This window comes from Pseudomonas farris, assembly GCF_019145235.1.
Taxonomy (GTDB): domain Bacteria; phylum Pseudomonadota; class Gammaproteobacteria; order Pseudomonadales; family Pseudomonadaceae; genus Aquipseudomonas; species Aquipseudomonas farris.
In genome coordinates, this window is the sequence record NZ_JAHSTV010000016.1 from 54,708 (window position 1) to 70,068 (window position 15,361).

The window sequence follows — 15,361 nt, forward strand, 5'->3', positions numbered from 1 at the left end:
GGGGTTTTCCCGGTCGAGTTACCCGTCATTTTGCTGACTCGCTTTCCCATGGCTGGGCTATACCCCTTTTGACAGTCTCATTTCAGTTACATCCACCGTTTTACGAGGCACGCCAATATGGACGTGAGCGTATTTGGTACGGGTTACGTCGGTCTGATACAAGCCGCGGCATTGGCCGATGTCGGACATCGTGTGCTGTGCGTTGATATTGACCCCAACAAGATCAAGCAACTGCAACAAGCCGTGCCCCCGATCAGCGAACCGGGACTGTCCAGCACACTGGAAGACAACATCAAGGCCGGTCGCCTGCTCTTCTCCACTCAGGCCAGTGACGCGGTCGAACACGCCGAACTGATTTTCATCGCGGTGGGCACTCCCGCCGATGAAGACGGTTCCGCCGACCTCAGCCATGTGCTGAATGTCACTCGGCAGATCGCCAGTTTCATGGAGTCAGACCGCACCCTGATCATCAAGTCCACCGTGCCGGTGGGCACCGCGGACCAGGTGGCAAGCACCGCTAACGAAGAACTGCAACGCCGTGGCAAAGAGGCGTTGAACGTGCGAGTGGTGTCCAACCCGGAGTTTCTCAAGGAAGGCAGCGCCCTGGCCGATTGCATGCGCCCGGACCGGATCATCGTCGGCACCAATGACGATGAAGCGCGCAACCAATTGAGCGAACTCTATGCGCCGTTCTGCCGCAACCGCGAAAAGCTCATGTTCATGGACAACCGCAGCGCCGAGCTGACCAAGTACGCGGCCAACGCAATGCTCGCCACCCGCATCAGTTTCATGAACGAACTGGCCAACCTCACCGAGTTGCTGGGGGCCGACATTGAGGCGGTGCGCAAAGGCATCGGCTCGGACCCGCGCATCGGTTATCACTTCATCTACCCCGGCTGTGGCTTCGGCGGCTCGTGCTTTCCCAAAGACCTGCGTGCCCTGTTGCACACCGCCGAACACAACGGCATGCCAATGCGTCTGCTGCGTAGCGTCACCGACGTGAACGACAGCCAGCGGCACATTCTGTTCAGCAAACTGCAGGCGCTATTTCCCGATGGCCTGGTCGGCAAATCCATCGCGATTTGGGGCCTGGCCTTCAAGCCCAATACCGATGACATGCGCGAAGCGCCCAGCCGATATCTGATGGAGGCGCTGTGGGCCGGAGGCGCGAGCGTGCAGGCTTACGATCCGGAAGCCATGTCCGAGTGCCGGCGCATTTACGGCTACCGCAATGACCTGCACTTGTGCGCGACCCGCGACGACACCCTGGAAGATGCCGACGCGCTGGTGATCTGCACCGAGTGGAAAAATTTCCGTGTGGTCGACTTCGATCTGCTGGCGAGCAAATTGCGCGCGCGGGTGATCGTCGACGGGCGCAATCTTTACAACCCGGAGCACGTGGCGGCGGCCGGTTTGCACTACAGCGGTATCGGGCTTCGGCACATCGCTCCCGAGGCGCCACGGCCATGAAGATACTCGTCACCGGAGCGGCCGGTTTCATTGGCGCCCATTGCGTGTTGCGGCTGTTGCGCGATGGGCATCAAGTGTGCGGCCTGGACAATTTCAACGACTTCTACGACCCGCAGCTCAAGCACGACCGCGTGGATTGGGTGTGCAAGCAAGTCGGCGATTTCCCGCTCGCGAAAGTCGATGTGGCCGACGCCACGGCCCTCGATGCCTTGTTTGTTCGTGAACAACCAGAGGTGGTGATTCACCTCGCGGCCCAGGCCGGGGTGCGTTACTCCCTGGAAAATCCCCGGGCCTACGTCGACAGCAATCTGAGCGGGTTTCTCAACATCCTCGAAAGCTGCCGTCACCACCCGGTCAAACACTTGATCTATGCCTCGTCCAGTTCGGTCTACGGCGCCAATCAGCACACGCCTTACTCGGTCAAGGACTGCGTCGACCATCCGTTGTCGTTGTACGCCGCGACCAAAAAAGCCAATGAACTGATGGCCCACAGCTACAGCCATCTGTTCGGCATTCCCTGCACCGGTTTACGTTTTTTCACCGTGTACGGGCCTTGGGGCCGGCCAGACATGTCGCCGATCCAGTTCGCCCGGGCGATTGCCGAAGGGCAGCCGGTGAAGCTGTTCAACTACGGCGAGCACCAGCGTGATTTCACCTACATCGACGACATCATCGAGAGCATCGCCCGTCTGATCGAGCGCGCCCCCCTAGCAGCACCGCAGTGGAACCGCGAACAACCAGACCCGGCCAGCAGCATGGCGCCATGGCGCATTTACAACATTGGCGGACAACAGCCAGTGGAGCTCAAGGACTACCTGGCGCTGCTGGAAAAACACCTCGGACAAAAAGCCCTCGTCGAGTTGCTGCCCCTGCAACCGGGCGACGTGCTCAACACCTGCGCCGATGCCAGTGATCTGGCCCAGGCCACCGGTTTCCAGCCACGGATCGAGCTGGATGAAGGACTCGGACGATTCATCGCCTGGTTCCGTGACTACTACCCACTGCGCAACGCCCACTCGCCACTCGCGTCCGGGCTTCAGCGGAGGACTCTATGACTGGACATGAAAAAGGCGTGTTGCTCAATCACATGCAGCGTGACAAACGCCTGGACCCCGAACACCGAATGCGCCTGGACACGGCGATCCACATGCAGGGCCGCGGCTGGATGACCGGCCGCGACGGTGGCCGGCCCTGGACGCTGTCGCGAACCAACCGGGTGGTTGCATGCCTTGGCGCGCTGGTGATTCTGCTGCTGCTCTCCCCTGTGCTGCTGGGCCTGGCGCTGGTGATCAAGTTCAGCAGCCCGGGACCGGTGATGTTCGTGCAAAAGCGCACCGGTTACCGCGGCCGCCTGTTCGGCATGTACAAGTTCCGCACCATGGTGACCAACGCCGAAGAGCTCAAGGAGTCGTTGCGGCACCTGAACAAGCACGGCGCCGATGCCATCGATTTCAAGATCGACAACGACCCAAGGATTACCCCCATCGGCAGCTTCCTGCGGCGCAGCAGCCTCGATGAGTTGCCCAATCTGATCAATGTTGTCAGCGGCGACATGCGTTTAGTCGGTCCACGACCGACCTCCTTCAACGCCTATCGCTACAAAGACAACCACCTTGCACGCCTGAGCATCTACCCCGGCATGACCGGCCTGTGGCAGATCTCCGGGCGCAGCAATATCGACTTCGACCAGCGCGTTGAGTTGGACCTCAGCTATATCGCCGAGCAGAGCCTCTTGCTTGATCTGAAGATCCTGTTGAAAACCCCCTTCAAAGTATTCAGCGGCCACGGAGCGAGTTAAATGGACGGTTCATCGAATAAAAGCCTGACCATCGCCAGCCCGAGCGAGACCAACCTGACCTCGACCGTGCTCGACCTGGATCTGCGGATCCTCTTTCTGACCGCTGCCAATCCAGGCGCCGGCACCACCACCAGCGCCCTGGCGCTGGCCAGCCAACTGGCGTCAATGAGCAGCGGCCAAGTGCTGCTGGTGGACGCCAGCCAATCGGAGAGCAACCTCACGCAACAGCTGGGGCTGACCAAAGAACGCGGCTTTCGTGACCTGCTGTTCAACGCCTCGCCGCCGCTGCTGCAGGACTGCCTGGTGAACGTCTCCAGCCTGCCCTTCCACATCCTGCCGAACGGGCGGCACATCCGTGGCGCCGAACACCTGACGACTGAACAGCTGGCCCCGTTGCTCAACCAGCTGGGCGATCGGTATCGCTTCGTGGTGATCGACGGCGACGCGGTGTATTCGGCCGCCGATACCTTGGTCATCAGCACCTTGGTGGACGGCGTGATCATGGTGGTGCGCGCCGAAGACACGCGCTGGGAAGTGGCCCAGGCCGCGGTCCAGCGCCTGACCCAGGCCGGCGCCAAACTGGTGGGCAGCGTCTTCAACCGGCGCAAGTACTACATGCCCAAATGGCTCTACAAAAACCTGTAAGCAACCGCAGAAAGGATGACGCCATGAACGCCAAAATGCTTCTCCTGCTGTTGCTGCCGCTTGCAGGTTGCTCCAGCACCAGTGAAACCCAGCAAATGCCGGTACAGATTCTCACGGCCGAGCCGGCCAATGCCCAGGCCACCGACATGCCCAAGGTTGAACAGACCTTGCGGCCCAAGGATGTGCTGGATGTGATCTTCCACGTCAGCACCAGTAGCTCGGGGGCTTACCGCATTCAGCCCGGTGACCAGGTCGCCCTGAACTTCACCGCGGCCAGCCAGCTTAACGGCACTCAACTGGTGCTGCCCGACGGCACCATCGAACTGCCAGGGGCCAATACCGCGGTGAAAATCGGCGGGCTGACGGCCGTCGAAGCGCGGCAGGAGATCCAGCGTGCCTATGAGCGCAAATCCCTGTTTCAGCCCAATCGCAATCAGGTGACGGTGCTGGTCACCAGCCCGCTGAGCAACGAGCTAAACCTCAAGAGCAACCTGAGCCAGCCCGGTAGCGGTATGACCCGGGAGATCACCGTGGGCAACGACGGCTATGCGAGTTTCCCGGAAATAGGCTCCGTACCGCTGCAAGGCATGACGGTCAACCAACTGGAAACGTTCCTCAATCAACGTTACGCGCAACTGCCGGGGCGGATGAGGGTCGACGTCATGCTCAAGTCCACCTCGGGTAACGAAATCTATGTGCTGGGTGAAGTCGCGCAACCGGGCTCCTACCCGATTCGCCGGCCGGTCTCGGTACTCGAAGCGTTGACCCTGGCCCGTGGCACTAACGTCAAGGCGCGACTCGATTCGGTGGTGATCATGCGCCGCACCGGCAACCATGTGCAGGCCGTGCACTACGACGTTGAAAAAGCCTTGTCCGGTGACGCCTCGCAGATTGCTTACCTGCAACCGGACGACATGCTCTACGTGCCCAAGACCAAACTGGCCAGCGCCGGTGAGCTCGCGCGGCAACTGGCGGACGTGGTGTTGTTCCAAGGGGTGGGCTTCGGTTTCGCCTACCGCGTCGACAACAAAGACAGCGACAACTAACGCTCAGGTGACCGACCATGAACCCAAAGGAAAACTACCTGCATGAGTTCTTCAGGATTTTCTTCGCTAACAAACAGTTGGTGAAACGAGTCTTCCTGATCTTTGCAGTGATCGCCCTGATCTTGCCGCTGATGCTCAAGCAGAGCTTCGACATTACCGCGCAGGTGATCGTGCAGTCCAAAAAACTCTCCCAGGGAGACGCCACCACGTCCCTGACCCAAGGTGATGCCTCTTTCATTCCACCGTCACTGGCGGACATGGAAACCGAGAGCAATATCCTGCGTTCGCCGGCCCTGATCCGTCAGACCATCAGCGACCTGCGGGACAAAGGCGAGTACGCGCCCAACCCCGGGATCTTCAGCAAACTGGTGACCGAACCGATCAAACGTTTTGTGACCACCCCCTTGCGTGAATACGTTGTCAATCCGGTGCGCGATGCATTCGGGCTTGAGACCGATCCGGTTCGGGACACCGCCCTGGATACCTACACCCAAGAGGCCGTCGATAACCTGAAAATCGAAACCCTGCCGGGTTCCAACGTGATCTCCATTGTTTACAGCTTTGGCGATCCCGCCCAAGGCACCCGGTTTGTCGCGGCGCTGTTGCAAAACTACCTGGCCAGCCGTCAGGAACTGCAATCGATCGACCTGCCGCAGAGCTTCTACGAAACCAAGAAGAAGCAATATCAGGTGCGTCTCGATGGCTTGGAAGGCACGCGGCTGGCGTTGCTCGAAGGCGTGGGTTCATCCGATCCGAAGGAAGAAATTACCTTCCGCCTCAATGCCATCAATACCGAGGAACAGGCCCTGAACCTGTATCAGGATCGCCTGCTGCAAAGCCAGCGCTGGCTCGACTACCTGAAAACCGCCCTGGCGTCAGCCACCAATACGTCCCGGCTCAGCGAGTACACCTTCCCCTTCACCTTCACCACCACGGTGGACAACATTGCGTTCGAAGACCGCGAGATCAGGCAGCTCGGTGAGCAACTGACCACTCAGGTCAGCCGCTACATGAACGACCTGGCGGTGTTCCAGCCGGGCAGTGAACCGATGCTGTTGACCCGCGAGCAGATTTCCCGCACCCGTCAGCAGTTCCTGAAAATCGTCAGCAACCGGATTCAGGAGCGGACCAACGACCTGGCGATTGTCACCTCGGTGATCAAGCAGAAAACCGCGCGCATCGCCGACTTCAAGGACCGCATCCATCAGTTGCAAGTGGCTCAAAGCAAGCTTGCGCAGATGGACACCGAGATCAATGCCTTGCACGCGGCGTTCTCCACCTACGCCCAACGCTTTGCCGAAAGCAGCTCCGCCGGTTTGCTGGACAACGATATGTCCAACGCCCGGGTACTCAGCCCGCCGTACGAACCGACCGAGGCGGCGTTTCCCAAACCGCTGCTGATCATTCCGTTCGGGATGCTGACCGGTCTGCTGCTGGCGATTGCCTTTGTCTACGTGCGTGAGTTCTTCGATCACCGCTTCAAACACCCAGCGCAAATCACCCATGAACTGGGCTTGCCGGTGCTGTTGGTGATCAACGAGCAAGACGTTATGCCGAACAACCCGCACAAAAACTGGACCGTGGATAGCTTCGTGCATTGGGTGCGCCATTGAACGGGCCGCTCAGCGCCAGCGCTCTGCCGATCATGCATTTGATCAGCAGCGGCGGCTTCTATGGGGCTGAGCGGATGCTGCTGGACCATTGCCTGGCGACGCCGGGGCGGCACCAAGTGCTGTTTCTCGATGCGCCGCCAGTGCTGATCGCGCGATTTCGCGAGGCTGGGGTCGATTGCCGCAGCTTCACGGGTTTGAGGCAATTGCTGCGTCATTTACGTCAGCGGCGGGCTGAACAGCCGCTGATCAATACGCACAATTTCAAGGGTCTGTTATTTGGTTGGGTGAGTGCGACGTTGTTGGACTTGCCATTGGTGATTACCCAACACGGTTTCACCCCACGCAGTCGCAAGCAACGCCTCTACGGCTGGCTGAGTTTGCAACTGTGCCGCACGGCGTCGGTGCATCGGGTTGTTTGCGTGGCTGAAAGCATCGCCGTACTGCATCGCAGAGCGAGTGTTCGAGCGGAGAAACTGCAAGTGATCCCCAATGGTCTGCCAGCAGCTAGCGACCTGCTGCCCAACAACGTCAAACACCCGCGCTGGCTGGCGGGCTACGTTGGAAGGCTGAGCAATGAAAAAGGCCCGGACCTGTTTCTCGATGCCCTGATTCCGCTCTGTCAGCAACACTCGCAACTGGACGCCGTGATGCTCGGCGACGGCCCGGAACAGGCAGCCCTGCTGGCGCGGATTGCCGCTGTCGGCTTGCACAAACGCATCACCCTGCCGGGTTATCAGACCGACATGAACCGGTGGTGGCAGCAACTCGATGCGCTGGTGATCAGCTCGCGCACCGAGGGCACGCCGATGATTTTACTGGAGGCGATGCAGGCCGGAGTGCCGGTGGTGGCATTCAGCGTCGGCGGGATACCCGATGTGCTGGAGGATCGGCACAACGGCCTGCTGGCGACACCCACCGACAGCGCCGCCCTCGCCCGGCAGATCGACACGCTGCTGAGTGAGCCGGCCCTGGCTCGCGAATTGATCGACAACGCAAGACGTACGCAATTGGACCGTTACGACCTGAAGGCCTTGGCCGAACGCTGGTCGCAGCTTTATATCCGTACTGCACGGGAGGCACGCGCGTGATCTTTCCGCTCTCGATCGTCAGTCTGCTCGCCCTGGTCTGCCTTGGTTTGCTGGCCAGTCCTTATCCTTATCTGGCACCAGGCGCGGTGCTCGGCCTGGTGGCTGTCGCGGTGCTGTACCGAAAACCTGCCTGGGGTTTGTTGGGCATCGCGGCGCTGGTGCCGTTCGAAGGTTTCTTCAAGGGCAATGCGCTGTCGGGCACCAAATTCATCGGTGCTTCGCTGGCGCTGATCGTGATGTTGCAACTGGCTATCCACCAGATTCCGTCCGAGCGCCTGCGCAGCAACATCTGGCGCTACTTGATCTGGTTCATGGTGTTGTACCTGTTGAGCATGATCAATACCGACAACCTGGACATGTCCCAGAGTCATCTGCGGGATCTGAGTGTCGGCCTGGTTCTGTTTGTAATCACCTTGCTGATCGGCCGTGATTTGAACCTCGATATGTTCGCCCGGCTGGTGACCCTCAGCGTCAGCGCGACCAGCGCGCTGGCCATGTTCTCCACCAAGTATCAGGACCAGGGCCGCGCCGCCGGGCTGCTGGAAGACCCGAACTCGTTTGCACTGCTGATCGCCTTCGCCGTGCCGTTGGCTCTGCTGCTGGTGATTCGCAGCCCGAACCTGTTGCACCGGTTGTTCTGGGGCGGCTGCTGCATTTTGCTGCTGGGCGGCATGACCAAGACCGATTCCCGTTCCGGGCTGGTGGTGCTTTTTATCAGCTTGATGATCGGCGCCTGGCACTACCGCGCGCAGTTGCCACGCATCCGTCCGCGCCACTTGGGTTTTGCCATGCTTGGTCTTGCGATCGTGATCCCGCTGGCCATTTATTCAATGCCGGCCGGTTACATCGCACGCATTCAGTCCTTGAGCATTTTGAAGGCCGGCGCCAAGAGCCAGGACGAATCCCTCGGCCGCCGCACGTCGTACATCCTGGTCGGCAGCCAGATCATTCGTGAGCACCCGTTACTCGGTTCCGGCCCCGGCACCTTCCCGCTGCACTACGCCACCACCGGTTACGCCAAGGTGTTTTCCGCCAACCGCAAGCCCAGTGACCTGTACCGCCGCGCTCACAACACTTACCTGGAAATCTTCAGCGAAGTGGGGATTCCCGCCGGGCTGTTGTTCGTCGGCATGCTGGGCCTTGGGATGTACAACCTGATCCGTGCCCGTCATGCCTGGTTGCTGCGACGGGATTGGGAACAGGCCGACCTGATCACACACCTGGGCATCAGCTATCTGTCGCTGATGCTGTTTTTGATGTTCCTCAGCGCACCAAATCACAAATACCTGTGGATCATGCTCGCCCTGACTTTCGTGTTGCGCCTCAAGGCTGAAGAACGTCCGCCGACGGAGGCCAAGGCATGAGCCGCATCAGCCTCGTCATCCCGATGTACAACGAAGCCCGACACATCGGTCGTACGTTGCTCGCCGCGAAAAAAGCCGCTGAGGCCACCGGGCTGGAATGCGAGTTGATCGTGGTCGATAACGGCTCCGACGATCAGGGCCCGCACATCGCTCGCCAGTTCGGTGCGCAGGTGCTGGTGCTGCCCGGCTTGCTGATCGGCGCCCTGCGCAATCGCGGGGCGGCGGTGGCGACAGGCGAATGGCTGGGCTTCATCGATGCCGATATCGAGATGCCCGGGGACTGGCTGACGCTCTTGTTCGAACTGGAGTCCGGCGGTCAGGCCGATGTCCTTGCCCTGGACTTGCACACCCCTATCCAAGCGCCGTGGTTTGCCACGGCCTGGCAACGCCGCATGGCCCGCCCGACCACTCACACCTTGCACCCGGTGCGATGGCTGCCCAGCGCCAACCTGCTGATGCGCCGCACCTGGTTCGATAAGGTCGGCGGCTTCGACGAAACCCTGCGCACCGGTGAAGACAAGGCGTTCACCTTGCGCCTGAGCGAAGCCCGCGCACGATTGCTCGCGGTCAACCAAAGCGTCGCCTTGCATTGGGGTTACGAAGGCAGTTGGCGCGAATGGATGGGCAAGGAATTGTGGCGCCAGGGCAGTCACCTGCAACTGCTGCGCACCCAAGGGATGAGCCTGCGCTTGTTGCGGTTCCCGGCCTTTTCGATGGGCGTCTGGGGGCTGGATTTCATCGCACTATCCGCCCTGCTCAATGGTTTCCCTCAAGTGGCGTTATTTATCGTGTTCATCACCAGCCTGCCAGCGCTGGTGCTGAGCCTGCGCCAGAGCCTTAAACACCGTGACATTGGCCTGATGCTGCAACTGTGGGGCCTGCACTGGGTGCGCTTGCACCTGGCCGGTGCCGCGCTCATTTTGAGCCTGTGTCATTGGAATGCCAGGAGGCCGGCCCGTGGCTGAACTCATTTTCTGGTTGTGCCTGTTATTGCCGGTGTATGCCTGGCTCGGCTACCCGCTGCTGCTGACGCTGATCGCGCCGTTGTTTCGCGTGCGGCGTCATGCACCAGCACAACCCATGAATGTCAGCATCATCATCGCCGCGCACAACGAGGCCCGGCATATCGAAGAGAAGTTGCGCACCCTGCTCACCCAGGATTATCAGGCGCGCTCGCTACACATCATTCTGGCCAGCGACGGCTCCACCGACGACACCGTGGCCTGCGCCCACAAGGTCATCGACCCGCGCATCAGCGTGCTCGACCTGCCCCGTCAGGGCAAGGCAGCCACCTTGAATGCCGGCGTCGCCCTGAGCACGGGTGAGATTCTGGTGTTCACCGATGCCGACAACCAATGGTCGACCGACACCCTCGGCCAGTTGCTCGCGCCCCTGGCCGATCCGGAGGTCGGGGCCTGTGCCGGGCACATGCTGATCCCGGTGCCGGGCAAGGGCCTGAGCCTGGGCGACAGCCTTTATCGGCATTACGAAGGCTGGTTGCGCAAGATGGAAAATCGCACCGGCTGCATGGTCTCCGCCGACGGCGCCCTGCTCGCCCTGCGTCGCGAGTTGTTCCAGCACGTGCCGGCGGAGGTCAATGACGACTTCTTTATCAGCACCTGTGCGCCGGTGGCGTTCAAACGCATCGTCTATGTGCCCGAAGCACAAGTGAGCGACCAGGGTGTCGACGAAATCGCCAAGCAATGGCGTCGTCGCCAGCGCGTCACCGTCGGCGGCCTGCAAAGCCTCGCCCAGCGCCGGGAGATGCTGAACCCTTGGCGGTATGGCCTGTATGCGATTGCACTGATCAGCCACAAGCTGATTCGACGCCTGGCACCGATCCTGTTGCTGCCGTTGCTGCTGAGCAATTTCTGGCTGTGGAATGTACATGGCTTCTATCGCCTGAGCCTGATCGCGCAACTGCTCGGTTACGCGATGGCCATCGTCGGCCTGCTGGATGTGCAACACCGTTTGCCCAAACCCTTTCGCCTCGCCGCGTTTGTTCTGGTGACCCTTGCCGGGATGAGTATCGGTCTGTGGCAGTTCTTGCGCGGCCAGCGGTACGCGCAATGGAACCCCGAGCAAAATCGTTGAAAGGACCGCGCCATGGCGATCAAACAATTATTAAAACGCACCAGTGGCTGGCTTTATCTCAACTCGCCCGTAGGCCGTCACCAATTGCACGGTGCCGGGGTGATCCTGATGCTGCACCGGGTGCTGGCCAATGACCGCGCCGCCGACCTGCCCCATCGCAATGAACTGTGCGTCGGGCCGAAGGCGTTCGAGCATCTGCTCGCCTGGTTGAAAAAAAACTTCGAATGCGTGCCGTTGATGGAGATCTTGCAACCCGGTGCCATCAGAACCGAACGGCCAAAAGTCGCCCTGACCTTCGACGACGGCTGGCGCGACAACGCGCTGAATGCCTTCCCGTTGCTGAAAAAGTATCAGGTGCCGGCGAGCATTTTTCTCTCCACCGATTTCATTGGCAGCCGGCAACGTTTCTGGTGGGAAAGCCTGGGGGAAACCCTGTGGCACAGCCACGGTGAAAAAGCCCGGACGCATTTGATTGAATACCTGCAACAGCTTGGGCGACCGCTACCGGTGCTGCTCGATGATCTGGATGTGCAGCGCCGTAGCCTGGCGCTTTTGCATTTTCTGCAAAGTCTGAAAACCTTGCCTGCGGGCGAACTGAACCGGCTCACCGATCAATGCCCCGAGGAGTCGTTGCCCCAGGCTCTGGACTGGCATCAAGTACGCGCGCTGGAAGCCAGCGGATTGATCCGCTTCGGTCCCCATGGCGCCAGCCACGCGATACTCACCGGCCTTGACGATCAACGTCTGGATGAGGAACTGAGCCGCAGCCGCAATGCCCTGCTGAACGGTTGCAACCGGCCACTGCCGGTCTACTGCTACCCCAATGGCGACCATGATGCGCGGGTGCGCGAACACGTGGCGGACCATGATTTCCCGTTTGCCTTGGGCACCGTCGCCGGGATTTATCGTGGTATCAGCGATCCATTGGCCTTGCCGCGAATCGGCATCAGCCAGCGCACCGCGCGCAATCCGGAGTTGTTGTCCTGGCGCATCTACCGCGGAGCCAGGCCATGAGTCGCAGTCATTACCTCAAACACCTGGCCCTGAGCATGGGCACCAAACTGGCGATGATCGGCCTGCGGTTGCTGCGCAACGTATTGCTGGCGCGGATTCTGGGGCCTAGCGAGCGAGGTCTGTTTGCGTTGCTCAGTACCCTGCCCGATTTGATCAGCGCCGCCACCAGCGGCGGGCTGAATTCGGCGGTGGGGTATCAGGCGGCCAAGCAACGACCCATGGGATTGTTGCTGAGCCAGGTGCTGGTATTTGGTTGCCTGCTGGCGGGTTTGCTGACGTTGCTGGTGGTGGCGCTGGTGCGGGAGTTCGGTGGTGAACTCGACATCACCACGCAACTGGGATTGCTCGCCTGGCTGTTACTGCTGGCGGTGCCGCTGACCGTGCTCAAGAGCGGCCTGCTGACCTTGCACAATGCGTCGGGCGGTGTGGTGGCGTTCAATGCCTTGCGGCTGGTGGAATCCCTGGCGCCACTGCTGCTGTTTCTGGCCTTGTTCTGGATGTGGAAAGACGCAGCCCTGGAAGCGGCGCTGATCAGTTGGCTGGCCGGCCTCAGCCTGGTGGTGCTGGCCGGGTGGTCCTGGCTCAAGCGCGCTCAGCCCCTGGCGTTGCAATGGGACCGCGCCAGCCAGAATGAACTGCTGCGCTACAGCGCTCGCAGCCATCCGGACCTGCTATTCCAACAAGTGATTCTGCGCTCCGATTTCCTGTTCATCGGCGCCCTGCTCGGCAGCACGGCGCTGGGGCATTACGCCATGGCCAGCGCCGCCGCCGAGCTGTTGCTGATCGTCCCGGAAGCGGTGACCACGCCGCTGATGAAACGCCTGCTGCAACAGGACGAAGGCATGGATCGCCTGACGCCGTTGGCGCTACGCCTGACCGCCACGGTGATGCTCGGCGCCTGCCTGACCATGGCGGTGATCGGTGAATGGCTGATCATCACGTTGTTCGGCATTGCCTATCAGCCAGCCTACCCGGCGTTGCTGGCGCTGCTGCCGGGGCTGCTCGGCCTTTGCTATGCGAGCATCCTGCGCCTGGATTTGCTGGGCAAAAATCGCCCCGGCACGATTTCACTGTTGATGGGCCTCGGCGCGTTGCTGAACCTGGCCCTGAACCTGTTGTTGATCCCGATTTACGGCATCGTTGGCGCCGCGACGGCATCGTCCATCGCCTACCTGGCGGTCACCCTCGCGCTGCTGGTGATGTATTGCCGGTTGAGCGGCGTACCGGTCTGGCAAACCCTGATCATCCTGCCCAGCGATGTGGCCCCGATGCTTCAGATGCTGCAACGGAAATCGGCATGAAACGCCTCATGCTGCTGTTGAGCCTGGGCCTCGGTTTGAGCGCCCAGGCGGCGCCCATGCGCTGGGCTGATATTCGCGACGGCAGCTTGTACCTGCAAACGGATCGCCCCGACACGCTGACTATTCGTTGGGCTCCGGCGTGGCAGGCCGACGCCAACGAAGAACGCCTGTATCTGCTCGATGGCAACGGCAACCTCAAGGGCGAGCGCCTGATCGCCGCCAGTGAAACCCGAGGCAAACAGAGCTGGCCGCTGGCGCCGAGTGCCGCCAGTTATCGATTGGAAATCCCGGGCTACAGTTTCCGTCGCTACACGATCGAACACGACGAGCACACCGTGGCGTTGTTCGCCCCGGCCAAGGTGCATTTCAGCGCCGAAACCCGCGGCGGCGATGAGCTGTATTTCAAGGTCGCGCCGGGGGAACACGCAGTATTGGCCGGCAAGTTTCACGGTGGGATCAATACCCTGCAAGCCCAGCGAGTGAGCGACAACAAACAGCTGTCCCTGGCGCTGAAACCCTATCGCGCCTACTGGCAGTTCGATCAGGTGGCATTGCCCGTCACTCAGGACGAACAGGTCTGGCGACTGCGCCTGCAAGGCAGCGGCAAGGTCGCATTCTGGCTCGATGGCACGGCGAACCTGTTTGCCCAGAACCCGCAGCAGCTAAAACCGCTGCGCGAGGACGATGGCCAGACCCGCTTGACCCTGCACAAAGAGCTGCTCGGCCCCACCCCGAACCTGGGCATTTACTTGCCCTACGTGCTGCCCCCTCAATCCAGCTTCGCAGCGCTCGATGCCCTCAAGCCTCAGGCAGGCACCTATTACAGTTTCGTTGACGTCACCGCGCAAAATCCGCACCACGAAGATGCGTTCCGCCAGCTCTATCAGAACCGCTTCGGCATCACGCAGGACCTCACGCTGTTGGCCGGCAGCCAGCGTCAGGCCGATCTGCGCGCCGACACCCAAAGCAACGCCGGCCTCGACGCCTGGCTCGCCGCCACTCGCGCCCTCGGCGGCAACGGTACGCACTACATCGCGTTCGCCGACGAGCCGAACCTCAATTACCCGAGCTACGCCGACTACCAGGCGATCTTCAACAGCATGGCCCGGCAAGTGCGCAGCGATCCGGCCAACGCCAAGGCCGGTGTGCGCATCGCGATGCCCGCCACTTCGCGCTTCGTTAACGGCCCGTTCGCCGACAACGCCGTCGACAAGCGCGGTATCGATTGGGCGCGGCGCCTCCTGGCCGAATCCGGCGAGCAGATCGACGCCCTCGCCTGGCACGAATGGATGATTCGCGACCTGTTGGCGACGCGGGTCTACCGCGACAGCGTGCGCCGTGCCGCCGAGTTGGTGGGCCTCGATGCCAAGGGCCGGCCACGCAAGGCCTTGCTGCTGGATCAGACCAACCTGTCCAGCGGCTCGAGCCTGAGCCCCTATGATCAGGAAACCCATTTTGCCTCGATGTGGTGGACCTCGGTGGTCATCAACTCGGCGCAGGACGGGTTGCTGGACATGCTCAACTGGTTCCAGGCCGCCGACGAACCGACTTACCCCAAAGGCATGGTGCGGGTGCTGGGCGGCGATCGTTTCGAACTCAAGCCGGTGGGCCTGGCCCAGCAATTCATCCAGCAGCACTGGCTGAAAAACGTCATGCGCCTGGACAACGACGCCTTCGAAGTCGATGTGCTGGCCATGGCCACCGAACGCCAGCGAAGTTTACTGGGGGTCAACAAGGGGGTGCGCTTGCAGCGTGTCGATCTGGCCGGGGCGACGTGCCCGCTGGCCAAGGGCGCGCTGGTGTACTTCGGTGCCGACAACCGCAGTCGTAGCGCTCAATTCAACTGTCACGACGGTCGCGTCAGCTTCGACCTGCCGGGCGAAACCTTGTTCGCCTTGAGCTGGAGCGCCTCATGAACGCTGTCAACT

At 61.1% G+C, this 15,361-nt stretch carries 13 protein-coding genes; all 13 read left to right on the plus strand.

Going from position 1 to position 15,361, the window contains the following annotated elements:
• Positions 1–117 precede the first annotated feature (117 nt).
• Genes KVG95_RS27140 through KVG95_RS27200 form a run of 13 tightly spaced genes read left to right on the plus strand, consistent with a single transcriptional unit; the run spans position 118 to position 15,349 of the window.
• Positions 118–1,470, plus strand: coding sequence for a UDP-glucose dehydrogenase family protein (locus tag KVG95_RS27140; protein ID WP_217858591.1), 1,353 nt, complete (start codon positions 118–120; stop codon positions 1,468–1,470).
• Positions 1,467–2,525: an NAD-dependent epimerase gene (locus KVG95_RS27145; RefSeq protein ID WP_217858592.1), complete on the plus strand. Its 1,059-nt coding sequence runs from the start codon at positions 1,467–1,469 to the stop codon at positions 2,523–2,525. Before KVG95_RS27140 ends, KVG95_RS27145 begins: the two co-directional genes overlap by 4 nt.
• Complete coding sequence (locus tag KVG95_RS27150; protein ID WP_217858593.1) at positions 2,522–3,268, plus strand: sugar transferase; 747 nt, start codon at positions 2,522–2,524, stop codon at positions 3,266–3,268. The genes KVG95_RS27145 and KVG95_RS27150 overlap by 4 nt, the downstream gene beginning before the upstream one ends.
• Positions 3,269–3,913, plus strand: coding sequence for a CpsD/CapB family tyrosine-protein kinase (locus KVG95_RS27155; RefSeq protein ID WP_217858594.1), 645 nt, complete (start codon positions 3,269–3,271; stop codon positions 3,911–3,913).
• Between the two features lie 23 nt (positions 3,914–3,936).
• The gene (locus tag KVG95_RS27160; RefSeq protein WP_217858595.1) at positions 3,937–4,959 is read left to right on the plus strand and encodes a polysaccharide biosynthesis/export family protein; all 1,023 of its coding nucleotides are present in this window, start codon (positions 3,937–3,939) and stop codon (positions 4,957–4,959) included.
• Positions 4,960–4,976: 17 nt separating this feature from the next.
• On the plus strand, positions 4,977–6,572 hold the full coding sequence (locus tag KVG95_RS27165) for a GumC family protein (RefSeq protein WP_217858596.1): 1,596 nt from the start codon (positions 4,977–4,979) through the stop codon (positions 6,570–6,572).
• Between the two features lie 32 nt (positions 6,573–6,604).
• The gene (locus tag KVG95_RS27170) at positions 6,605–7,660 is read left to right on the plus strand and encodes a glycosyltransferase family 4 protein (RefSeq protein ID WP_408980382.1); all 1,056 of its coding nucleotides are present in this window, start codon (positions 6,605–6,607) and stop codon (positions 7,658–7,660) included.
• Complete coding sequence (locus KVG95_RS27175) at positions 7,657–9,024, plus strand: O-antigen ligase family protein (protein ID WP_201060078.1); 1,368 nt, start codon at positions 7,657–7,659, stop codon at positions 9,022–9,024. Before KVG95_RS27170 ends, KVG95_RS27175 begins: the two co-directional genes overlap by 4 nt.
• Positions 9,021–9,989 (plus strand): glycosyltransferase family 2 protein, encoded by a 969-nt coding sequence (locus KVG95_RS27180; RefSeq protein WP_217858597.1) that lies wholly within the window; start codon positions 9,021–9,023, stop codon positions 9,987–9,989. The genes KVG95_RS27175 and KVG95_RS27180 overlap by 4 nt, the downstream gene beginning before the upstream one ends.
• Complete coding sequence (locus KVG95_RS27185; protein WP_217858598.1) at positions 9,982–11,118, plus strand: glycosyltransferase family 2 protein; 1,137 nt, start codon at positions 9,982–9,984, stop codon at positions 11,116–11,118. The genes KVG95_RS27180 and KVG95_RS27185 overlap by 8 nt, the downstream gene beginning before the upstream one ends.
• Before the next feature lie 12 nt (positions 11,119–11,130).
• Positions 11,131–12,132, plus strand: coding sequence for a polysaccharide deacetylase family protein (locus KVG95_RS27190; RefSeq protein ID WP_217858599.1), 1,002 nt, complete (start codon positions 11,131–11,133; stop codon positions 12,130–12,132).
• A complete protein-coding gene (locus KVG95_RS27195; protein WP_217858600.1) occupies positions 12,129–13,433 on the plus strand; it encodes a lipopolysaccharide biosynthesis protein in 1,305 nt (434 codons plus the stop codon). Before KVG95_RS27190 ends, KVG95_RS27195 begins: the two co-directional genes overlap by 4 nt.
• Positions 13,430–15,349 carry a hypothetical protein gene (locus tag KVG95_RS27200; protein WP_217858601.1) on the plus strand — a complete coding sequence of 640 codons (1,920 nt, stop codon included), beginning with the start codon at positions 13,430–13,432 and terminating at the stop codon, positions 15,347–15,349. Before KVG95_RS27195 ends, KVG95_RS27200 begins: the two co-directional genes overlap by 4 nt.
• Positions 15,350–15,361 lie beyond the last annotated feature (12 nt).